A 20,224-nucleotide genomic window follows, 5' to 3' on the forward strand; every position below is an offset into this window, starting at 1 on the left:
AGCCGCACCCTACCGCGCGTTCACGGCGCGCCGGTGACGTGGCGCGTCAGGCTTCCCGCGGGGGATCCCAGACCACGGGTGTGACGGTGCCGTCGCGCCAGTCGCGGCGGAGGACAATGTAGGCGACGGATGCCAGCAGTCGCCCGTCATCGGTCGGCCACCCCTCGCGGTAATAGGCCTCCTGCACCCAGCCGCAGCGGACGAACACCCGCCGCATCGCGATGTTGTCCTCCCGTGTCTGCCCTTCGAACCTGTTGACCTCGGGCATCGTCGTGAAGACGTGGTCGGTCGCCACGCGCAGGACGTCCGCCGCGAGCCCGCGGCCGCGGTGCGCGGCATTCAGCCGCAGGTCGAACAGGGGAGCGTCGTCGCTGAGGTCCTCGAGCCGGAAGAACCCGATCCGGCCGTCCGCGTCCGAGTCGATCCAGAACGAGGCATGGTCCTCGTCGGCGTACGCGCCGTCGTCGATCGCCTCTGCGATCTGCGCCGCCGTGGGATCGGTCCGCACGTGGAACGGGAACGACTGCGACGTCATGAACGAGATCAACGCCTCGCGGTCGGCGCCGGTGGGATCGAGGGGCGTCAGGCGGATCGGCATCCGTCCACGCTAACGGCGATCGCGATCATGCCGAGCCTGCAAACTTGATATGTATCGGCTCAAGTTGGTTTGACGGTCGGCGAGGGCCGGAGTAGCCTTGAGTCATCGCGGCTCAGGTTGTGGCCAGAGCCGCCGGAAGACTTCAGATCTACGCAATCGCCACACGAAGGAGAATCACATGGCACGTGCAGTGGGAATCGACCTCGGAACGACCAACTCGGTCGTCGCCGTCCTCGAAGGTGGCGAGCCGAAGGTCATCGCCAACGCCGAGGGTCTTCGCACGACCCCGTCGGTCGTCGCGTTCACGAAGGACGGCGAGGTGCTCGTCGGCGAGACCGCCAAGCGCCAGGCCGTCACGAACGTCGACCGCACCCTGACCTCCGTCAAGCGCCACATGGGCACCGACTGGAAGACCCAGGCGATCGACGGCAAGAACTACACGCCGCAGGAGATCTCGGCCCGCATCCTCCAGAAGCTCAAGCGCGACGCCGAGCAGTACCTCGGTGACACGGTGACGGATGCCGTCATCACCGTCCCCGCCTACTTCAACGACGCCGAGCGTCAGGCCACGAAGGAGGCCGGTGAGATCGCGGGCCTCAACGTGCTCCGCATCATCAACGAGCCCACCGCCGCCGCTCTCGCGTACGGCCTCGACAAGGGCAAGGAGGACGAGCTCATCCTCGTCTTCGACCTCGGTGGTGGAACCTTCGACGTCTCCCTCCTCGAGGTGGGCAAGGACGACGACTTCTCGACCATCCAGGTGCGCTCCACCGCCGGTGACAACCGCCTCGGTGGCGACGACTGGGATCAGCGCATCGTCGAGTACCTGATCAAGCAGTTCAAGGACACGAGCGGTGTCGACGTCTCGGGCGACAAGATCGCCCTGCAGCGTCTGAAGGAAGCCGCTGAGCAGGCCAAGAAGGAGCTCTCGAGCTCGCAGTCGGCCTCGATCAACCTGCCCTACCTCTCGCTGACCGACTCGGGCCCCGTGTCGCTGTCCGAGACCCTGAGCCGCGCGAAGTTCGAGGACCTCACCAAGGACCTCCTCGACCGCACCAAGAAGCCGTTCGAGGACGTCATCCGCGAGGCCGGCATCAAGGTCGCCGACATCGACCACGTCGTGCTCGTCGGTGGATCGACGCGTATGCCCGCCGTGAGCGAGCTCGTAAAGAAGGAAGCCGGCAAGGAGCCCAACAAGGGCGTCAACCCGGACGAGGTCGTCGCCGTCGGCGCCGCCCTGCAGGCCGGTGTCCTCAAGGGTGAGCGCAAGGACGTGCTGCTCATCGACGTCACCCCCCTGAGCCTCGGCATCGAGACCAAGGGCGGCATCATGACGAAGCTCATCGAGCGCAACACGGCCATCCCGACCAAGCGCAGCGAGACCTTCACGACCGCCGACGACAACCAGCCGTCGGTGGCCATCCAGGTCTTCCAGGGTGAGCGCGACTTCACCCGCGACAACAAGCCGCTCGGCACGTTCGAGCTCACCGGCATCGCGCCGGCACCCCGCGGGATCCCGCAGATCGAAGTCACGTTCGACATCGACGCGAACGGCATCGTCCACGTGTCGGCGAAGGACAAGGGCACCGGCAAGGAGCAGTCGATGACGATCACCGGCGGCTCGTCGCTGCCGAAGGACGACATCGAGCGCATGGTGCGCGAGGCCGAGGAGCACGCGGCCGAGGACAAGAAGCGCCGTGAGGCCGCCGAGGTCCGCAACCAGGCCGAGACGCTCTCGTACTCGATCGAGAAGCTCCTCAGCGAGAACGCCGACAAGTTGCCCGACGACGTGAAGACCGAGGTCCAGGCCGACGTCGACGCGCTCAAGACGGCGCTCGCGGGCGACAACGACGACACCGTCAAGGACGCCTACGACAAGCTGAACGCGTCGCAGACCAAGATCGGCGAGGCGATCTACGCCGCGAGCCAGGCCGACGCCGCACAGGCGCCGACCGATGCTCCGGCCGGCGAGCAGCCGGCATCCTCCGATGAGGATGTCGTCGACGCCGAGGTCGTCGACGACGAGGACGAGAAGAAGTAAGCATGGCGGACAAGGACTTCGAGAAGCCGGACGAGGGCGACGACGTCGCCGCGACCCCGGCCGAGGAGTCGGTGGAGCCCTCCGGGGATGCCGACACGGAGCCGGACGCGCTCACGGTCGACGACATCCTCGGCGCGGCCCAGTCCGACGAGGCTGCTGTCGCGGATGCACCGGAGGAGGAGCACGACCTGCTCCTCGACCTGAAGCGCGTGCAGGCGGAGTACGCCAACTACCGTCGTCGCACCGAGGAGCAGCGCGAGGTGGAGCTCGCGCGCGCCAAGGGCGCCGTCGCGAAGGGGATGCTCCCCGTGCTCGACGACCTCGACCGCGCTGAGAAGCACGGCGACCTCGCCGAGGGCAGCGCGCTGGCGGCGATCGCCGAGAAGATGCGGGCCGTCGTGGCCCGCCTGGGAGTGGAGCGTTACGGCGCTGCGGGCGACGCGTTCGACCCGCAGCAGCACGAGGCGATCTTCCAGGCGCCCACGCCCGGCACGACCGAGCCGACGATCCTCGAGGTCGTCGAGATCGGTTACCGCCTCGGTGACCTCGAGCTGCGTCCGGCGAAGGTCGTGGTCGCGGTTCCGACTGAGTAAGGGGCGCGCTGATGGCCAGTCAGGATTGGTTCGACAAGGACTTCTACAAGGTGCTCGGGGTGTCCAAGGACGTCTCCGACGCCGACCTGAAGAAGACGTACCGCAAGCTGGCGCGCACCTACCACCCCGACTCGAACGCGGGGGACCCCGCGGCCGAGGCGAAGTTCAAAGAGGTCAGCGAGGCGTACTCGGTGCTCAGCGACAAGGAGCAGCGCGCCGAGTACGACCAGTTGCGCGCCATGGGGTCGGGGAGCGCCCGCTTCCAGCCCGGGGCGAGCGGCGGGTTCGAAGACGTGTTCAGCCGATTCCAGCCGGGTGGCGCGGGCGGCCAGCAGGCCGACTTCGATGACCTCTTCGCGATGTTCGGGCAGCAGAGCGGCGGACGGTTCGGTTCCGGTCGCTTCGGGCAGCCGAGCGGCGGATTCCGCGGCTTCGGCGGCCCGCAGCGCGGGGCCGACGTCACCGCCCGCACGACGCTCGACTTCACGACGGCCGTGAAGGGCGACACCATCACGCTCCAGGGCGACGACGGCAAGCCCATCAAGGTGAAGATCCCCGCAGGGGTCTCGGACGGGCAGAAGATCAAGCTCCGCGGTCGCGGTCGCCCCTCGCCGGACGGCGGCGAGGCGGGTGACATCGTCCTCACGGTCGGTGTGCGCCCGCATCCCGTCTTCACGCGCGAAGGGCTGAACCTCCGCATCCATGTCCCCGTCACGTTCACCGAGGCGGCGCTGGGTGCCACCATCGAGGTCCCGACGCTCGGCGGCGACAGCGTCAAGCTGCGCGTCGCGCCGGGGACCCCGTCCGGGCGCGTGCTGCGCGTGAAGGGCCGCGGGGTGCAGACGGCGAAGGGCACCGGCGACCTGCTCGCCGAGGTCCAGGTCGCTGTCCCGACCCACCTCGACGGACCCGCGCGCGAAGCGCTGGAACGTTTCCACGAGCTGGAACCCAAGGAGAACCCCCGCGCCGATCTCATGGCCAAGGCGCGCGAGTGAGGTGAGACGCATGGCGAACGAGCAGGTCGACGAAGACGCCCCGATCCTCGCGATCGCGGTGGCCGCTGAGCTCGCAGGCATGCACCCGCAGACGCTGCGTCAGTACGACCGGCTGGGACTCGTGGTACCGGCGCGCACCCGTGGCGGGTCGCGCCGGTACTCCCTCCGGCACGTCGCGCAGCTGCGCGAGGTGGCGCAGATGTCGGCCGACGGCGTGAGCCTCCCGGCCATCTCGCGCATCATCGAGCTCGAGAACCAGGTGCGGATGCTGCGCCGCGAGGTCTCGGGACTGCAGGGTCGCCTGCGCGACGAGGTCGCCGCACGCCGCGGTGCCCGCGTGTTCGCCGCCGGCGCGACGGGCTCGGTCGTGACGCTCCGCCAGGGCACGCGCGTGCGCCGCGCGACCGACGTCGTCCTGTACCGCCCCCACCCGCCGACCGACTGACGCGGGGGCCGGCCCGGGGCCGGCTCGTCGAGCCGACGCGAACTGCACTCACGACCGACGGATGCCGACAGTTCGCGTCGGGTCGAGCCTTCTGCCCGGGTGGTGAGCGCGCGGAGTCGTCCACAGAGGGGCGGATGCCGGGGGAGCTCGGGTGGCGGGCGGGCGAGCCTCTGGGAGTGAGACCGCCGACGCCGTTGCCTGCACACCTTCCGCCCGCGTTCGCCCTCGCTGAGGCGCAGGATGCCGGGGTGACGTACGCGCGCTTGCGGGGGCGGGACCTGTCGCGGCCGTATCGCGGGGTTCGCGCACGGCACGATCCGACCGGCGCCGTCGCCCGCGCGGTCGCGTACGTGCCAAAACTCCGCCCTGGCGAGCACTTCTCGCACGCGACGGCGATCGCGCTCGCAGGCGGGTGGATCCCCGACCGTCTGAGGGCGGAGGTGGATGTCTCGGCTGTCCGGCCGACGGGACGTGCGCGCGGCACAGCGGTCCGGGGGCACGAAGCGGCGGCGCCTGTCCGTCACGTGGTCGGCGGGTTGCCATGCGTCGAACCGTCCGCCGCGTGGTGCAAGGCGGCATCCCTTCTCGATGACCGTGAACTCGTCGTCGCGGCGGACTCGCTCATGCGGAGGCAGCAGCCCGTGCTCGCGATCGGCGACCTCGCGCAGGCCGTCGAGGAGCGCGAGCGAACGCGCCATGTCGGCAGGCTGCGACGTGCGCTCATCCGCGCTCGTGAGCGGACGGATTCCGTGGCTGAGACGCTTCTCCGCCTCGACGCGGCGGACGTGGGCCTTCCCGAGTTCGCCGTCAACGAGGTCATCCGCGACGCACGGGGCACCTTCCTGGCGTACGGCGACCTCGTGCACGCGCCGACGAAGGTGCTGCTCGAGTACGACGGGCAGCAGCACCGGCTGGACGATCGCCAGTATGCGCGCGACGTCGAGCGCCTCGACGCGCTGGCCGCCGCCGGCTGGCGCGTGATCCGCGTGAATCGCTCGCACCGCGGTCCCGAGCGTCGCCGCATCCTCGCGCGCGTGCACGCCGCGCTCCTTGAGCGCGGCTATCGTCCCTGATGCTCGAGCCGACGCGAACTGCGCTCATCCGTTGGCGATAGGTGCAGATTGCGTCGGCTCGACGCCTCGCCGACGGCCGAGCGGATGCCGGGGGTCAGGCGGGGTCGATGCGGAGGGTGCCGGGGCCCTCGCCGACGGTCAGGTCGGTCACGAGGCGGAGCGAGCGGGCGAGGGCGTCGACGGCGGGGATGACGGTGCCGAAGCGCTCGCGGTCGGAGATGACGGCGGTGAGGGTGACGAGGTGGGTGCCGGTGTCCCACGTGTACGACGCGAAGGGCGTCTGGCGCGGGTTCGGCGGCAGGGGCATCTCGAGCTTCTCGGCCACGCCGAGCGGGGAGCCGGTGAAGCTGACCGTGTCGTCGTACTCGATCGGCATGCTCGCGCGCATGGTCCGCAGCTGGGGCGTGAGCTCCTGCACCTGCGCCATCGCGACGAGGAGTTCGGGGTCGTCCTTCCACACCCACGCGAGCAGGCGACCGTCGGCGCGGCGCATGAGGGCAGGGATCGCCTGGCTCATCGCCCACGCGGCGACCTTGCTGCCGGGCTGCTCGCGACCGAACGCGGCGTTCGCCTGGGCGAGCAGCATCCCGATCGCCTTCTTGCGGGCGCGGCGCCCGCGGAACCCGAACGAACCGGTGATCGGGACCCACTGCGCGGGGTCCACCTGGGCGGAGAGGCGGAGGCCGGTGAGAGGCGTCATCGCTCCAGCGTAGGTTGCTAGGATCCGCCTATGCTGCGCGCCCCCCACGTCCGCAGCGCCGTCGCAGTGATCGTCGCGATCGCGCTCAGTCTCGCCCTCCCCGTCTCGCCGGCGGCTGCCGCCGGCAGCGTCCCCGCCAAGCCCGGGCTCGTCAACTACGTGGGCGCCTCGCTCACGTCGCTGACGGTCGACTGGGCCGACATCCCCGGTGCGACGAGCTATTACGTCTACGCGAACACCAGCCACGATCTGGTCACCCGGCCCGCGCAGCCGATCAACCAGAAGGTCACTTCCTCGAAGGCGACCGTCACCGGACTGAAGCCGGGGGTCGCCTACTTCATCCAGGTGCGCGGCGTCTCGGCCGCGGGCATGGGGCCCCGGTCATCGCCGGTGGCCCACGAGACGATCACGGCGCAGGCGACGCTGCCCGCGGGCTCGCCGAGCTACCTCGCGGTCAGCTGGAACGTGTGCTCGAACGTCTGCTCCGGTTTCTCGACGCGCAAGAACGTCATCAACAAGCGCATCACCGAACTCGCCCCCGACATCGTCGCCCTGCAGGAAGCGTCGAAGTACACGACGCCGCCCAGCGGCTACACCTTCGCGTACAACGGGCAGAACGACATCCTCATCCGCAACGGCCGGTTCACCCGCGTCGCCGCCAAGTCGGGCGGCGCCACCTCGGGCGCCGTGCTGTTCCCGTCGCAGTACGCCTCGGCGGGCAAGGGAATGTCGTGGGCCGCCGTCCGGCACAGTTCCGGCGCCTACCTCCTCGTCGTCGACACGCACCTCGTGGTCGGGACGTCGGCATCCGTCGTCCGTCAACGCCAGTACGAGGCCGGCAAGCTGGCGGATGCCGTGACCGCGACGCTCACGAAGCTCAACAAGACGCACCGGTCCCTGACCGACTGGACCAAGGCGCCCGTCATGATCGTGGGCGACCTCAACACGCACAAGTCGCGCGTGGGCGACGGCACCATGGCCGCACTCGAGAAGCGCGGGTGGCACGACGCGTACGACCAGGCGCGCACCCTCAGCCTGCAGCACTACAACACGGCGAACCCGACCATGTCGCTGACGCCCTTCACGAGCGTGACCTGGGGCGACCACATCGACAAGGTGCTCGTGCGGCCCTCGCGGTCGGTCGTGTACTCGTGGAGGAACGCGGGGAAGACCGCGGGTGGCAAGTGGATCGGACCCCTCGGGTCGGACCACCATCCGCTCGCCGTCCGCGTCGGCCTCCGCTGAGGCGCGCCGGTCCTCCACCGGAGGACGTCCCGGTCCCGGGCTAGAATCGAGCCCCGGCGCCCCGCACACCCCTGCGCCCCATCGGCGAGAATGCCCCTTGCCTCCGACGCACAGATTGGCCCGTACCCCGTGACCATGACGCCCCCGGACGAACCCGCCCCCGAGCGCGGACCCCTCACCATCGTGATCGCGGCCGACACGTTCGCGCCCGATGTCAACGGAGGGGCTCGCTTCACCGAGCGCCTCGCCGCGGGCCTCGCCGCACGCGGTCACAACGTTCACGTCGCGACGCCGAGCGTCGGGCACCGCAACCACGGCGTCTTCACCGAGGACATCGAGGGTCAGCCGCTCACGGTGCACCGTCTTCCCGGGTGGCGCTACCGGCCGCACGACTGGCTGCGGTTCGTCCTGCCGTGGATGGGTAAGCACTACTCGCGCCGGCTGCTCGACGAGGTCGACGCGGATGTCGTGCACAGCCAGTCGCACATCGTGATCGGTCGCGCCCTGACCCGTATCGCGAACCAGCGTGGCATCCCCGTCGTCGCGACGAACCACATCATGGCCGACAACATCCTGGACTTCACGCTGCTGCCGAAGTTCCTGTACGACATCTTCCTCAAGATCGCGTGGGCCGACGCGGAGCGCACGTTCAAGATGTCGCGCGCGGTGACGACCCCCACCCGCAAGGCGGCGGAGTTCCTCGAGAACACGATCGACATCTCCGGCGTCGTGCCGATCAGCTGCGGCATCCGCCAGAGCAACTACACGCCGAACCTCGAGCCGCGTGAGAACCGCCGCCGGGTGCTGTTCGTCGGCCGCCTGACGACGGAGAAGCACGTCGAGGTCACCCTCGAGGCGATCACGAAGCTGCCCGATCTCGACATCCAGTTCGAGATCGTCGGCGGCGGCGATCAGCGCAAGAGCCTCGGTCAGGTGACCGAGCGTCTCGGCCTGGCCGACCGTGTGACCTTCCTCGGGCGGGTGTCCGAAGAGGAGCTCCGCGCCGCTTACACCCGCGCCGACGTCTTCGTCATCGCCTCGGTCGCCGAGCTGCAGTCCATCGCGACGATGGAGGCCATGGCCTCGGGTCTTCCCGTCATCGCGGCGAACGCCGTCGCGCTGCCGCACCTCGTCCACGACGGCGAGAACGGCTACCTGTTCGAGCCGGGCAACGCCGACGAGCTGGCCGAGAAGATCCGCACCGTGCTGACGGCGGACCAGACCGAGTACTCGCGGATGCAGCAGGCCTCGCTCCACGGCGTCGAGATCCACGACATCGAGCGGACCCTCGACACCTTCGAGAAGCTCTACCGCGGCGAACCGCTCGGCGGCTGACATGCGTCTGTTCTTCGACGCGCGCTACATCCGCACCGACTTCCACGACGGCATCAGCCGCTACTCCGCCGAGCTCGCGCAGGCGGTGGCGGATGCCGCATCCGCCTACCGCACCGAGGTCACCTACCTGATCCACGACGAGCGGCAGCGCGCCTTCCTGCCCGCCGATGCGATCACTCTGACGATCCACGCGCCCACGTCGGTGAAGGAACCGTTCTCGTCGCTGCTGCTGAACCGCCACCGGCCGGACGTGCTGTTCTCGCCGATGCAGACGATCGGGTCGGGCGGCCGGCGGTTCCGGCTCATCCTGACGCTGCACGACACCATCTACTACCGGCACCGGACGCCGCCGCGGGCGCTGCCCTGGTACGTGCGCCTCGGGTGGCGGCTGTTCCACCTGTCGTACTGGCCGCAGCGGTGGACGCTGAACGCCGCCGACCTCGTCGCGACCGTCAGCGAGACGAGCGCGCGCCAGTTCGCGCGCGTGCGTCTGACGAAGCGCCCGGTCGTCGTGATCCCGAACGCGCCGCAGCGCCTCGCCGAACTGCTTCCCGACGGTGCCGTCGTGGGCTCCGGCCCCGTTCGGAACCTCGTCTACATGGGCTCGTTCATGCCGTACAAGAACGTCGAGACGCTCGTCACGGCCATGCGGGAGCTGCCGGAGCACACCCTCCACCTGCTGTCGCGCATCACGCCCGAGCGTCGCGCCGAGCTGACGGCGCTGGCCGGCGGAGCGTCGGTCGTCTTCCACGACGGGGTGACGGATGCCGCTTACGCCGCGCTCCTGGCAGACGACGCCGCTCTCGTCACGACGAGTCTCGACGAAGGCTACGGGCTGCCGGTGGCCGAAGCGCTCGAACTCGGGGTGCCCGCGGTGGTGACCGACATGGAGATCTTCCGCGAGGTGGCCGGAGACGGCGCGCTCTACGTCGATCCGCTCGATCCGGAAGCCGTGGCCCGCGCCGTGCGGTCGCTCGATGAACCCGGGATGCGGGGGCGACTCGTCGAGGCGGGGACGCGTCACATCCGCTCGTTCGAATGGGCTCGGTCGGCGAAGATCCTGCTCGCCGCGGCGACCGATCTGACGCGGCGCTGAGCCGGGTCAGGGGCCGGGGTCAGATGCCGCCGGCGCCGCCCGCGTTGCTGCGGTTGTCGACGTAGACGGCCGTGGCCTTCGCCATGCGCGCTTCGGAGTCGGCACCGCGACGCGCAGCCGCGCCGTGACCCTCTTCATCGGTCACCGAGCGGTCGAGTCGCGCGCGTCGACGTGCGACGACAAGGCTCAGGGCGACGATCGCGACGACGACGGCTGCGAATCCGAGTTCCATGGTCACAACCTAGCCGTTACCGCAGCGGTTGGAGGAAAAGCGGTCAGAGGAACTGTCCGCCGACCGTGGAGGAGAGGAACCCCAGGACCGTCCCCACGAGGGTCGCGGCTGCGAGGCCGATCGCGATCCCGCCGAGGAGGCGGGCCCCGGCATCCCGGCGCACCGCGATGAACCCGAGGATGAGGGCGACGACGGCGAGGGCGCAGGTGAAGAGCGAGAACACGGCGTTGACGATGCCGTACAACTGCGGGTCGTAGACCGACCGATACAGCTGGATCGTGATGGCCGGCCAGAGTCCGCCGAGGAGGACGGGAGCCGCCGCCACGAGCAGTGCGGCGATGGCGAAGCCGCGGGCGCTTCCGGCGCCGGCCGCCGGAGGAGGAGTGCCGTACGGGTAGGACGGCTGCCCCTGGGGTGGGTACTGGGGTGAGTACTGCGGCGGCTGCTGCGCGTCCGGCGGGACGGGGTCGGTCATGGCTGTCCTCTCGCGGGGACCCGAGTCTAGGGGCGTGGTCCCGCGGGGCGGAAGGGGAGTGCTCCGGGGGGCATGCGGCCGTCATGGCAGAAACGCTATGCTTGCACGCATCCTGCCATCAATGGTCGCATCGACGCTGCTCGTAGGAATAATGCCAGCCGAACACCATCCGGGGAGAACGCCATGATCCGCACCGTCGCCTGCGTCGTCCAGAGCGGGTTCGCGCCCTTCGAGTTCGGGCTCGCCTGCGAGGCGTTCGGGCTCGATCGCAGCGACGACGGCATCCCGAACTTCGACTTCCGGATCGTGACCCCTGATCCCGGCGCGATCCCCAGCAACCTCGCGTTCTCCATCAACGTCGATCACGATCTGACGTTCGCGGACGAGGCGGACGTCGTCGTCATCACGCCGATCCCCCGGGAAGCATGGGGCTGCGTGGACGAACGGGTGCTCGACGTGATCCGCAGGGCGGTCGCGCGAGGCGCGTGGGTGCTGACGGTGTGCAGCGGGGCGTTCGCGGTCGCGGCATCCGGTGTCCTGTCGGGGCAGCGCGCGACGACGCACTGGCGCTACGCCGAGACCATGGCGAGCATGTACCCCGACATCGAGGTCGACCCGAACGTGCTGTACGTGCAGTCGGGGCGGATCATCACGAGCGCCGGGACGGCGGCCGGGCTCGACGCGTGCCTGCATCTTCTGCGGCTCGAGCTCGGGGCCGAGGCGGCGAACACGATCGCGCGGCGCATGGTGGTGCCCCCGCAGCGCGACGGCGGTCAGGCGCAGTTCATCGCGTCGCCGTTGCCGGTGTCGACCTCGCTCTCGCTGACGCCGGTGACCGAGTGGATGCTGGAGAACCTGCGGCGCGACCTGTCGGTCGACCAGTTGGCGGCGAAGGCGCACATGTCGCCGCGGACGTTCGCGCGGCGGTTCAAAGCCGACTACGGGACGACGCCGGCGGCGTGGTTGGGGCGGCAGCGGATCCTCCATGCGCAGCGCCTGCTCGAACAGACCGACCTCGGACTGGACGCGATCGCGTACGAGTGCGGCTTCGGTTCGGCGGCCGTGCTGAGGCAGAACTTCGCGCGGGTGCTCGGGACGACGCCGACGGCATACCGGTCCCGCTTCGCCTGCGCCGCTGTCATGGCGTCGTGATAAAGTTGAGCCTGACGGACTCAACTTTTTAAGAGCTTTCAGGAGCAGATGATGAACGCACAACCGGCATCCGGCCAGGGCGATCAGGGCAGCGCCCTGGAGCAGTTCGGCATCAACCTCACCGACCGTGCGCGGCAGGGCAAGCTCGACCCGGTCATCGGACGGGACGGCGAGATCCGCCGGGTCAGTCAGGTGCTCACGCGGCGCACGAAGAACAACCCGGTGCTCATCGGCGAGCCCGGCGTCGGCAAGACCGCCGTCGTCGAGGGGCTCGCCCAGCGCATCGTCGCGGGAGACGTCGCGGAGTCGTTGAAGGGCAAGGAGCTCATCGCGCTCGACATCTCCGCGCTCGTGGCCGGGGCGATGTACCGCGGTCAGTTCGAGGAGCGGCTGAAGAGCGTCCTCAAGGAGATCACGGAGTCCGAGGGGCGCGTGATCACGTTCATCGACGAGCTGCACACGCTGATGGGAGCCGGCGGCGGCGAGGGGTCGGTCGCGGCATCCAACATGCTGAAGCCCATGCTGGCGCGCGGGGAGCTGCGCCTGATCGGTGCGACGACCCTCGACGAGTACCGCGAGTTCATCGAGAAGGATGCCGCACTGGAGCGGCGCTTTCAGCAGGTGTACGTCGGCGAGCCGAGCGTCGAGGACACGATCGCGATCCTTCGCGGGCTCAAGGAGCGGTACGAGGCGCACCACAAGGTCGCGATCTCGGACGGCGCCCTGGTGGCGGCGGCGGCGCTGTCGAACCGGTACATCCCGGCGCGGCAACTGCCCGACAAAGCGATCGACCTGATCGACGAGGCCGCCTCGCGCCTGCGCATGGAGATCGACTCCGCGCCACTCGAGATCGACGAGCTGCGCCGGCACGCGGATCGGCTCAAGCTCGAGGAGCTGGCGCTCAAGAAGGAGAAGGACGACGCGTCGAAGGAGCGTCTCGCGGCGCTGCGCGACCAGCTCGTGAAGGTGCAGCAGCAGCTCGACGACCTGCAGGCGCGGTGGGAGCGGGAGCGCGCGTCGCTGAACGCGGTCGGCGATTACAAGACGCGGCTCGATGCGCTGCGCGTCGAGGCGGAGCGCGCGCAGCGCGAGGGCGACCTCGAACGTGCGTCGCGGCTGCTGTACGCAGAGATCCCGGCGCTCGAACGCAAGCTCGCCGAGGCGGAGATCGCGGAGGGGGCCGTCGGCGATGGAGCCGAGCGGATGGTGGGCGATCGGGTGACCGAGGAGGACATCGCCGAGGTCATCGCGGTGTGGACCGGCATCCCGGTCGGAAAGCTGCTGCAAAGCGAGAGCGCTCGACTGGTGCACCTCGAGTCGGAGCTCGGCAAGCGCCTGATCGGGCAGAAGCCGGCCGTGAAGACGGTGGCGGATGCCGTGCGTCGTTCGCGTGCGGGGATCAGCGACCCGAACCGGCCGACCGGGTCATTCCTGTTCCTGGGGCCGACGGGTGTCGGCAAGACCGAGCTCGCGAAGGCGCTCGCGGAGTTCCTGTTCGACGACGAGCGCGCCATGGTGCGCATCGACATGAGCGAGTACGGCGAGAAGCACGCCGTCGCGCGGCTCGTCGGTGCCCCTCCGGGGTACGTCGGGTACGAGCAGGGCGGTCAGCTGACCGAGGCGGTGCGGCGCCGTCCGTATTCGGTGGTGCTGCTCGACGAGGTCGAGAAGGCGCACCCTGAGGTGTTCGACGTGCTGTTGCAGGTGCTCGACGACGGACGGCTGACCGACGGCCAGGGGCGGACGGTGGACTTCACGAACACGATCCTGATCCTGACGAGCAACATCGGATCACCGGTGCTGATCGATCCGACGCTGACGGACGACACGAAGCGCGAGCAGGTCATGGCGATGGTGCGGCAGGCGTTCCGGCCGGAGTTCCTGAACCGCCTCGACGACGTCGTGATGTTCACACCGCTGACCGAGTCGGATCTGGCTCAGATCGTCGAGCTGGCGGTCGATGCGCTGCAGCGGAGGCTGCACGCTCGCCGGTTGACGCTCGCGGTGACGCCGGACGCGCGGGCGTGGCTCGCCGAGCGCGGCTACGATCCGCTGTTCGGGGCGCGACCGCTGCGGCGGCTGATCCAGTCCGAGATCCAGGACAGGTTGGCGATGGCGCTGCTGTCGGGCGGCGTGCACGACGCTGATGTGGTCCGGGTGGATGTCGCGGTCGACGGCTCGCAGCTGGTGCTGACGAGCAGCGGGCCCACGCCGCCGGAGGAGTCGGGCGACGACACCATCGAGGCGGAGCTGCTCGACTGATGACGCCGGTCGCGCTGGGGCATGGCGTGGTCCTGCGCGAGGTCGTCGGATCGGATGCGGCTGCCCTCGCCGAGGCGTACCGCCGCAATCGAGAGCGGCTGGCGCCATGGGAGCCGGAGCGAGCCGAGCGCTTCTTCACGGATGCCGGTCAGGAGTCGGCGATCGAGGTGATGCTGCGCGAACGTGAGGCGGGGACCGGCGTTCCGTTCGTGCTCAAGGCGGGAGAGTGGATCGTGGGGCGGGTGAACCTCTCGGGCATCGTGCGCGGACCGTTCCAGAGCGCGAACCTCGGGTACTGGATCGACGGCGAGCTGGGTGGACGGGGTGTGATGACCGCCGCGGTGGATGCCGTGGCTCGAGTCGCCGCTGGAGGTCTCGGCCTGCACCGCATCCAGGCGGCGACGCTGCTGCACAACGCGCCGTCGCAGTCGGTGCTGCGCCGGTGCGGCTTCGCGGAGATCGGCGTCGCGCCGAGGTACCTGCGGATCGCGGGGCGGTGGCAGGACCATCTGCTGTTCCAGCGGATCCTGGAGGGCTGAGCCGGTCGCGTGTCGGTTCGTGGCTGTGTCGGTTCTGAGCGGTGTCGGTTCGTGGACGTGCCGGTTCGCGGGCGAGAGGCCCGTGCGCGAGCTGGGGTAGGCGCCCGCGGTCCACGCAGTGCGGGGTCGGGGAGCGGCGGTTCAGAACGGAGCGGGGTCTCCGGGCGTTGTGGTGGCAGGGGTGAAGGCGACGGCCGGGGTGGGTGCGTCTTCTCTGTAGGTCCTGCCGAGGGGTGAGGTCCATTCGAGGACGCCACCCGACAGTTGTCGGACCCGCCAGGCGGTGAACTGCTTCATCGAATGGTGCCGTTGGCACAGGTGGGCGAGGTTGGAGAGTTCCGTCCGCCCGCCGAGCGCGTGGTCGTGGGTGTGGTCGACTTCACACCGGATCGCAGCGACGCGGCATCCGGGGAACCGGCAGTGCTGATCCCGGGCTTGCAGGAACCGTCGCATCCCGGATGGGACACGGTACGAGTCGGTGGCGACGGTGACTCCGGTGGTGGGGTCGTGAAACAGGCGCTCCCACACGTGCGTCGCGCCGGCGAGTGTGCGAGCGGTGGCCGGGTCGATGGGCGAGCGGCCGGTCAGGTCGCACGGCCCGTCGTCGACACCGGTCAGGGTCGCCGCGGGGATGAGTACTTGCACGCGTGCGCGGATCGCGCCGAGCGGTCCCGCCGTCGTGTCGCGCGTGTCGTCGAGCGCCGGGGTGCCGGCGAGGAGGAGATCGGCGAACACGTCGGCGCGGACCTGATCGGTCGAGCGCGCATCGGTCGCGACGATTTCTGAACCTGTCGCGCGTTCGCCCCGGGTGTCGATGATCGCTCGTGCCTGCTGTGTCAGCCGGTCGTGGATGCCCTCCGCGATCACCGTCGGCAGTGTCGCGATCACGTCCGACATCCCATCCCGTCCTGGCGTTAGTCGCACGCACCGCCGCGCCGCAGCTTCCTCATGCCGCTCGGCGAACGATCGCGGATGCATCCGGTGCGCCAGGATCTCCAGCTCACCCCGCACTCGGTTCGGGGTCTCGCCTTCGCATCGCTCGATCGCAATGGCTTCGAACTCAGCCCACATCTCTGCGGGTAGGTTCAGCCCGGTCTCGACGATCGCCTTCACGTGCCCGCGGACGATCCGTCCGGCCTCCCAGGCCGCCACCGCGGCCGGGAACCCTTCGATCGTCACCCGGGCTTCCCCGATCCGGCGTTGCACGGTCCGGTCGGTGGTCCGCATCGCCCCGGCGACCTCGGCCGAAATGGACCGGAGCACCATGTCGTGCAGGGTGACTTTCGCGTTCGGGGGCGCGCCCTGTTCCTCCGCCAATCGGCCCGCGGCAGCGAGCACACGCAACTCCCGGATCTGCACGCGAGCGAGCTCAAGAGCAACGTCCTCGACGTCCGCAACGATCCCCGAGATGGCGGCGAGATACGACTCGCCACCGGGGGTTTCCGCCGCTTCCGTCATACCTGAACCCTGCCACCAACCTCCGACATCCAGACCCCGAAAACCGCTTAAAACACACGCTCCGCACACGGCCGAAGGTGAGAAACGTCTCATCTGCGAAGGACCCACCCTCCGTACCTGAGTCGGCCCCAGCCAAGCCCCGTCCGGAGCGTGAAAGGATCGAGCATGCGAACCGCACGGGCCCTCTGGGGTTCCACTCACCCGGGCCCCTCGCTCGTCGTCACCGTGTTGTCCCTCGCCCTCGGCATCGCCGCCGGTCTGGAACCCTGGCGGCTCATCGTCCTCGTCGTCGCGGTGTTCGCCGGTCAGGTCTCGGTCGGTCTCTCCAACGACGCGATCGATCTGTTCCGCGACGCGACCGTCGGTCGCTCCGACAAGCCCCTCGTCCGAGGCGACACCCGCGTCCGCACCGCGTGGATCGCAGCGGGGATCGCACTCGGGGTGGCCGTCCTGCTCTCGGCGGTGCTCGGCTGGGGCATGCTGTTCGCCCACGTCATCGCCCTCGTCTCGGCCTGGAGCTACAACGCCGGACTCAAGGCGACGCCCGCATCACTGCTGCCGTTCCTCGTCAGCTTCGGGATCTTCCCCTCGCTGGCGACGCTCTCGGCGCCCGCCCCGCAGCCGGCTGCGCTGTGGGCCGCCTTCGCGGGGGCCATGCTGGGCGCCGGGGTGCATCTCACCAACGTCCTGCCCGACCTCGACGACGATCGGCGCACCGGCGTCCGCGGTCTGCCGCACCGGATCGGGCCCGCGGCATCCGTCATGCTGGCGGTCGTCGGCATCGTGGTCGCCGCGATCGCCGTCCTCATCGGCAGTCTCGTCGAGGGCGCCTCACCGCTCGCGATGATCGCGTTCGCTCTGCTCGTCACGGGAATCGCAGCAGCGGTGATGATCCGGATGCGGCGTCGCGGCCCCGACCGCACCGGTTTCCGTCTCGTGATGCTCGCCGCGCTCGTCCTCGCCCTCCAGCTCGTGGTGGCGTCGGGCGCCGCATGATCCGCGCACTGGCGGAGTAGCTCCGACACTCACCGCGCGGCGCTGTCGAGCCCCATCGCGTAGGCGTGCGGCACAAGCGACCCCGTCGCGGCGAGCAGCGAACCGAGAACCCGCGACCGGACGGCGTCGGCGCTGCGTGACACCGGTCGACCGAGCCCCATGTTCACGGCCGCCATCCGGCCGGCGACACGGGAGGAGCGCAGGCGGTCGCGTTCCCACTGGGCGAGATCCGCCTCGGGCGCCGACCCGAGCCGCACCCATGCCGCGAGAAGGGGCGCGAGGGTCGCGGCATCCAGCAGACCCAGATTGAGGCCCTGCCCGCCGATCGGGCTGATCTCGTGTGCCGCATCCCCGATGACGAACAATCGGTCGCGACGCATCGACGGAGCGAGCACGCGCCGCACGCCGAACGCGGTCGCCTCACTCACGACGTCCGCGGCCTCGGCTTCGCCGCGCGTACGCATCGCGTCCTTCAGCCGGCGAGCCAGCGCATGCGGCTCGAGCGATCCGCCGGCATCCCACGCGACGAACCGGCGCCGCCCGTCCGGCAGCGGGAACGACTCCAGCACGCCTCCCGGGGCCAGGTGCACGAGGGCGGTCTCGGCGTCCTCACGTGGTGGGAGGGCGGCATCCGTCATCAGATACCGATCCGCGTATGCAGTCCGCCGGAGCGCATCGGGGCGGTACACCAGGTCGCGCGCACCGACACCCCCGGCGACCACGACGATCGGCGCCACCCGCTCCCCGTGATCGGTCTCGACCCGCACGCGAGCGCCGTCGGGCGCCATGCGCGTCACCGTCACGCCGCGTTCGGGATGCGGGCTGTCGCCGCGCAGGGCCGCCTCGGTCTCGACCTGCGGAAGGGTCGCGACGTACGGATGCCGCGCGTCCAGCCGCCCGAAGTCGACCACGCCGATCGCGCGCCCGCCGCTGCGCGCCTCGCCGCGGCGCACGCGGACCGCCCGGGTCAGGATGCGGTCGGTCGCCCCGCCGGCTTCGAGTGCAGCGAGCGTCGGGGCGTGCAGACCGATGGCCCGCGATCCGCCACCGGCGGTGGGGCGGCGCTCCAGCACGGCGGCGTCGACGCCGAACCGCGCCAGCTCGGCGGCGAGCAGCGTGCCGACCGGGCCGGCGCCGACGACGAGGATCTCAGCCATCGCCGTCCGCCACCGCGAGCAACCGGAACGGCGCCGGCGAAGCCACTCGCCACGGCTCACCCAGGGCCGATTGGAGTTCGCCTGCGCGATAGCTGCGGCGGATCGACCGCAGTCCGTCGGTGCGGAGGAACGTCCCGCGCTCGAGCGCTGTGATCCCCATGCCGTAGAGCGCATACGCCAGAGCGCCGCGCTCGATGTCGGCGTGCATCACGGTCCCGGCGGAGAGCGCCCGGGTGTCGATGGCGAACTCGGTGAGCTCATCCGCCTCGAGGTGATGCAGGACGTGGTTCGACAGGACGAGGTCGAACGTCTCACCGTCCGCGCGGAGGCTCGCGGCATCCGTGGCGGCGAAGCTCACCCGATCGCTCGCGCGCGTCCGCGCCACCTCGAGCGCCCGCGGGTCGGGATCGATCCCGAGCCAATGCACATCGAGCCCGTCGCGCTCCGCCCACTGCGCGAGTCGCCCGATCACGTCTCCGCCGCCGCTGCCGACGTCGAGCACGCGGGCGGGCCGCCCGAGGCGCTGCAGCCGGGGACGGATGCCGAGCCGCCAGACCCGGCCCCACCCGCCGATCGCCCGGTTCACGAGGTCGAAGCGCTCGAGGGTCGCCGCGAGCGCGACCGGATCGCAATCCGGGTCGTCCATCAGTTCGCGGAGGGCCGCGTCGCGTTCGGCGAGGTTCATGCCGCCGCCCGCCGGAACGTCAGCCGTGCCGCCTCGAGGGTGAGCCCGGGTCCGAACGCGAGCGTCGCCACCCGGTCGCCGTCGTCGAGCTCGCCGGCGAGCAGCGCGCCGAGGATGAACAGGATCGTCGCGCTCGACATGTTTCCGTAGTCGCGCAGCACGTCGCGCGACACCGTGAGCGCGTCGGCGGGCAAGGCGAGACCCGTCTCGACGCGATCCAGCACGCTGCGCCCGCCGGGGTGGACCGCCCAGGTGTCGACGCCGTCGTCGCCGAGGAACGACTCGACCGCGCCGCGGATCTCGCGACCGATGATGCGCGGCACCTCCGCCGAGAGGATCATCTCGAATCCGGTGTCGCCGATCGTCCAGGCCATGTCTTTCTCGCCCTCGTCGGTCAGCACGGTCGCAAACCGATCGAGCTCGAACGAGACCCCGGTCGCGCGCGACGCGTCCGCGCTGACGATCGCCGCGGCGGCCCCGTCGGCGAAGACGGATGCCGAGACGATCTCGTCGTGATCCGCCGGAGTCCGTACGTGCAGTGAGCAGAGCTCCGCGCAGACGACGAGCACCACGGCGTCGGGGTGGGCGGCGCAGATCTGCGATGCCGTGCGGAGGGCGGGCACGGCGGCCGCGCACCCCATGAACCCGAGATGCGAGCGCGCGACGGTCGTCGGGAGCCCCAGGTCGCGGACGAGGCGGTAGTCCGGCCCCGGCGCGAACATCCCCGTGCACGACACGGTCACCACGTGGGTGACCTCGGCCGCATCGACGGATGCCGCAGCCAGAGCCTTCCGCGCCGCCTCGGCGAACAGTGGCGGGGCCAGTCGGATGTACGCGTCGTTGCGCGCCCCGGTCGAGGGCGACAGCAGGTCGCCCGTCGCGGTGACCGTCGGCATCCGCTCGTCGCCTTCGGGCGCGGCCGTCGCAGCGGCGGCTGCGGCGAGATCGTCGAGCACCGTGTGGCGGGTCTCGATCGCCGAGGCGTCGAACGCGGCGCCGATGAGGCGCTTGGTGAGGCGATCGGCGCCGGGTTGCCCGGCGAACAGATCGCGCACCTGGTCCTGTCGCAGGCGGGCGCGGGGCACGGCGGTGCCGATCGACAGGATCCGGGTGGTCATTGCCTCACCGTAACCGTCGGAGGCGTGCG

Annotated in this window: 20 protein-coding genes; 12 read left to right on the forward strand and 8 right to left on the reverse strand. The window is 70.2% G+C overall.

Annotated elements, in window-relative coordinates; all coding sequences use genetic code 11:
* Window positions 1–46: 46 nt before the first annotated feature.
* On the reverse strand, window positions 47–598 hold the full coding sequence (locus BLR68_RS06755; RefSeq protein WP_018187598.1) for a GNAT family N-acetyltransferase: 552 nt from the start codon (window positions 596–598) through the stop codon (window positions 47–49).
* Between the two features lie 178 nt (window positions 599–776).
* On the opposite strand from BLR68_RS06755, the gene dnaK reads away from it, so the two are divergent.
* From dnaK to BLR68_RS06780, 5 genes are all read left to right on the forward strand, one after another.
* The gene (gene dnaK / locus BLR68_RS06760) at window positions 777–2,639 is read left to right on the forward strand and encodes a molecular chaperone DnaK (RefSeq protein WP_018187597.1); all 1,863 of its coding nucleotides are present in this window, start codon (window positions 777–779) and stop codon (window positions 2,637–2,639) included.
* 2 nt (window positions 2,640–2,641) lie between these two features.
* Window positions 2,642–3,232, forward strand: a complete 591-nt coding sequence (locus BLR68_RS06765) for a nucleotide exchange factor GrpE (protein WP_018187596.1) — start codon at window positions 2,642–2,644, stop codon at window positions 3,230–3,232.
* A gap of 11 nt (window positions 3,233–3,243) precedes the next feature.
* Window positions 3,244–4,227, forward strand: a complete 984-nt coding sequence (locus BLR68_RS06770) for a DnaJ C-terminal domain-containing protein (RefSeq protein WP_018187595.1) — start codon at window positions 3,244–3,246, stop codon at window positions 4,225–4,227.
* A 10-nt stretch (window positions 4,228–4,237) separates the two neighbouring features.
* Window positions 4,238–4,672 (forward strand): heat shock protein transcriptional repressor HspR, encoded by a 435-nt coding sequence (locus BLR68_RS06775; RefSeq protein ID WP_018187594.1) that lies wholly within the window; start codon window positions 4,238–4,240, stop codon window positions 4,670–4,672.
* Window positions 4,673–4,848: 176 nt separating this feature from the next.
* Window positions 4,849–5,745, forward strand: a complete 897-nt coding sequence (locus tag BLR68_RS06780) for a DUF559 domain-containing protein (RefSeq protein ID WP_256335339.1) — start codon at window positions 4,849–4,851, stop codon at window positions 5,743–5,745.
* 94 nt (window positions 5,746–5,839) lie between these two features.
* Here the strand turns inward: BLR68_RS06780 and BLR68_RS06785 are convergent, their stop codons facing one another.
* Window positions 5,840–6,445 carry a hypothetical protein gene (locus BLR68_RS06785; protein ID WP_018187592.1) on the reverse strand — a complete coding sequence of 202 codons (606 nt, stop codon included), beginning with the start codon at window positions 6,443–6,445 and terminating at the stop codon, window positions 5,840–5,842.
* Between the two features lie 30 nt (window positions 6,446–6,475).
* Between BLR68_RS06785 and BLR68_RS06790 the strand changes: the two genes are divergently transcribed.
* The 3 genes from BLR68_RS06790 (at window position 6,476) to BLR68_RS06800 (ending at window position 10,121) form a co-directional block, all read left to right on the forward strand.
* Window positions 6,476–7,690: a fibronectin type III domain-containing protein gene (locus BLR68_RS06790; RefSeq protein WP_018187591.1), complete on the forward strand. Its 1,215-nt coding sequence runs from the start codon at window positions 6,476–6,478 to the stop codon at window positions 7,688–7,690.
* A gap of 135 nt (window positions 7,691–7,825) precedes the next feature.
* Window positions 7,826–9,025: a glycosyltransferase gene (locus tag BLR68_RS06795; protein WP_018187590.1), complete on the forward strand. Its 1,200-nt coding sequence runs from the start codon at window positions 7,826–7,828 to the stop codon at window positions 9,023–9,025.
* Window position 9,026: 1 nt separating this feature from the next.
* Window positions 9,027–10,121 carry a glycosyltransferase gene (locus tag BLR68_RS06800; protein ID WP_018187589.1) on the forward strand — a complete coding sequence of 365 codons (1,095 nt, stop codon included), beginning with the start codon at window positions 9,027–9,029 and terminating at the stop codon, window positions 10,119–10,121.
* Between the two features lie 19 nt (window positions 10,122–10,140).
* Here BLR68_RS06800 and BLR68_RS06805 read toward each other — a convergent pair whose 3' ends face one another.
* Entirely contained in the window at window positions 10,141–10,353 is a 213-nt protein-coding gene (locus BLR68_RS06805; protein ID WP_018187588.1) for a hypothetical protein, read from the reverse strand.
* A gap of 43 nt (window positions 10,354–10,396) precedes the next feature.
* Entirely contained in the window at window positions 10,397–10,828 is a 432-nt protein-coding gene (locus BLR68_RS06810) for a hypothetical protein (protein ID WP_018187587.1), read from the reverse strand.
* 183 nt (window positions 10,829–11,011) lie between these two features.
* Here BLR68_RS06810 and BLR68_RS06815 point away from each other — a divergent pair, with 183 nt between their 5' ends.
* The 3 genes from BLR68_RS06815 to BLR68_RS06825 are packed head-to-tail and all read left to right on the forward strand — an operon-like array spanning window position 11,012 to window position 14,781.
* Window positions 11,012–11,980 carry a GlxA family transcriptional regulator gene (locus BLR68_RS06815; RefSeq protein WP_018187586.1) on the forward strand — a complete coding sequence of 323 codons (969 nt, stop codon included), beginning with the start codon at window positions 11,012–11,014 and terminating at the stop codon, window positions 11,978–11,980.
* A 48-nt stretch (window positions 11,981–12,028) separates the two neighbouring features.
* The gene (locus BLR68_RS06820; RefSeq protein ID WP_018187585.1) at window positions 12,029–14,242 is read left to right on the forward strand and encodes an ATP-dependent Clp protease ATP-binding subunit; all 2,214 of its coding nucleotides are present in this window, start codon (window positions 12,029–12,031) and stop codon (window positions 14,240–14,242) included.
* Window positions 14,242–14,781 (forward strand): GNAT family N-acetyltransferase, encoded by a 540-nt coding sequence (locus BLR68_RS06825; protein WP_018187584.1) that lies wholly within the window; start codon window positions 14,242–14,244, stop codon window positions 14,779–14,781. The genes BLR68_RS06820 and BLR68_RS06825 overlap by 1 nt, the downstream gene beginning before the upstream one ends.
* Window positions 14,782–14,922: 141 nt before the next feature.
* Here the strand turns inward: BLR68_RS06825 and BLR68_RS06830 are convergent, their stop codons facing one another.
* Window positions 14,923–16,239: an HNH endonuclease signature motif containing protein gene (locus BLR68_RS06830; RefSeq protein ID WP_018187583.1), complete on the reverse strand. Its 1,317-nt coding sequence runs from the start codon at window positions 16,237–16,239 to the stop codon at window positions 14,923–14,925.
* A 165-nt stretch (window positions 16,240–16,404) separates the two neighbouring features.
* Between BLR68_RS06830 and BLR68_RS06835 the strand changes: the two genes are divergently transcribed.
* Window positions 16,405–17,235, forward strand: a complete 831-nt coding sequence (locus BLR68_RS06835) for a UbiA family prenyltransferase (RefSeq protein ID WP_018187582.1) — start codon at window positions 16,405–16,407, stop codon at window positions 17,233–17,235.
* A 29-nt stretch (window positions 17,236–17,264) separates the two neighbouring features.
* On the opposite strand, the gene BLR68_RS06840 is transcribed toward BLR68_RS06835, so the two are convergent.
* Genes BLR68_RS06840 through BLR68_RS06850 form a run of 3 tightly spaced genes read right to left on the reverse strand, consistent with a single transcriptional unit; the run spans window position 17,265 to window position 20,195 of the window.
* Complete coding sequence (locus BLR68_RS06840; protein WP_018187581.1) at window positions 17,265–18,392, reverse strand: FAD-dependent oxidoreductase; 1,128 nt, start codon at window positions 18,390–18,392, stop codon at window positions 17,265–17,267.
* The gene (locus BLR68_RS06845) at window positions 18,385–19,077 is read right to left on the reverse strand and encodes a methyltransferase domain-containing protein (protein ID WP_018187580.1); all 693 of its coding nucleotides are present in this window, start codon (window positions 19,075–19,077) and stop codon (window positions 18,385–18,387) included. Before BLR68_RS06845 ends, BLR68_RS06840 begins: the two co-directional genes overlap by 8 nt.
* Entirely contained in the window at window positions 19,074–20,195 is a 1,122-nt protein-coding gene (locus BLR68_RS06850; RefSeq protein ID WP_018187579.1) for a type III polyketide synthase, read from the reverse strand. Before BLR68_RS06850 ends, BLR68_RS06845 begins: the two co-directional genes overlap by 4 nt.
* Window positions 20,196–20,224: the final 29 nt, after the last annotated feature.

This window comes from Microbacterium sp. 77mftsu3.1 (assembly GCF_900100525.1).
GTDB classification, from domain to species: domain Bacteria; phylum Actinomycetota; class Actinomycetes; order Actinomycetales; family Microbacteriaceae; genus Microbacterium; species Microbacterium aquilitoris.

Excerpts from the sequence above, each read along its gene's own strand:
- BLR68_RS06755 (WP_018187598.1), bottom strand. The coding sequence starts at position 598 with ATGCCGATCCGCCTGACGCCCCTCGATCCCACCGGCGCCGACCGCGAG.
- dnaK (WP_018187597.1), top strand. The coding sequence starts at position 777 with ATGGCACGTGCAGTGGGAATCGACCTCGGAACGACCAACTCGGTCGTC.
- BLR68_RS06765 (WP_018187596.1), top strand. The coding sequence starts at position 2,642 with ATGGCGGACAAGGACTTCGAGAAGCCGGACGAGGGCGACGACGTCGCC.
- BLR68_RS06770 (WP_018187595.1), top strand. The coding sequence starts at position 3,244 with ATGGCCAGTCAGGATTGGTTCGACAAGGACTTCTACAAGGTGCTCGGG.
- BLR68_RS06775 (WP_018187594.1), top strand. The coding sequence starts at position 4,238 with ATGGCGAACGAGCAGGTCGACGAAGACGCCCCGATCCTCGCGATCGCG.
- BLR68_RS06785 (WP_018187592.1), bottom strand. The coding sequence starts at position 6,445 with ATGACGCCTCTCACCGGCCTCCGCCTCTCCGCCCAGGTGGACCCCGCG.
- BLR68_RS06790 (WP_018187591.1), top strand. The coding sequence starts at position 6,476 with ATGCTGCGCGCCCCCCACGTCCGCAGCGCCGTCGCAGTGATCGTCGCG.
- BLR68_RS06795 (WP_018187590.1), top strand. The coding sequence starts at position 7,826 with ATGACGCCCCCGGACGAACCCGCCCCCGAGCGCGGACCCCTCACCATC.
- BLR68_RS06800 (WP_018187589.1), top strand. The coding sequence starts at position 9,027 with ATGCGTCTGTTCTTCGACGCGCGCTACATCCGCACCGACTTCCACGAC.
- BLR68_RS06805 (WP_018187588.1), bottom strand. The coding sequence starts at position 10,353 with ATGGAACTCGGATTCGCAGCCGTCGTCGTCGCGATCGTCGCCCTGAGC.
- BLR68_RS06810 (WP_018187587.1), bottom strand. The coding sequence starts at position 10,828 with ATGACCGACCCCGTCCCGCCGGACGCGCAGCAGCCGCCGCAGTACTCA.
- BLR68_RS06815 (WP_018187586.1), top strand. The coding sequence starts at position 11,012 with ATGATCCGCACCGTCGCCTGCGTCGTCCAGAGCGGGTTCGCGCCCTTC.
- BLR68_RS06820 (WP_018187585.1), top strand. The coding sequence starts at position 12,029 with ATGATGAACGCACAACCGGCATCCGGCCAGGGCGATCAGGGCAGCGCC.
- BLR68_RS06825 (WP_018187584.1), top strand. The coding sequence starts at position 14,242 with ATGACGCCGGTCGCGCTGGGGCATGGCGTGGTCCTGCGCGAGGTCGTC.
- BLR68_RS06830 (WP_018187583.1), bottom strand. The coding sequence starts at position 16,239 with ATGACGGAAGCGGCGGAAACCCCCGGTGGCGAGTCGTATCTCGCCGCC.
- BLR68_RS06835 (WP_018187582.1), top strand. The coding sequence starts at position 16,405 with ATGCGAACCGCACGGGCCCTCTGGGGTTCCACTCACCCGGGCCCCTCG.
- BLR68_RS06840 (WP_018187581.1), bottom strand. The coding sequence starts at position 18,392 with ATGGCTGAGATCCTCGTCGTCGGCGCCGGCCCGGTCGGCACGCTGCTC.
- BLR68_RS06845 (WP_018187580.1), bottom strand. The coding sequence starts at position 19,077 with ATGAACCTCGCCGAACGCGACGCGGCCCTCCGCGAACTGATGGACGAC.
- BLR68_RS06850 (WP_018187579.1), bottom strand. The coding sequence starts at position 20,195 with ATGACCACCCGGATCCTGTCGATCGGCACCGCCGTGCCCCGCGCCCGC.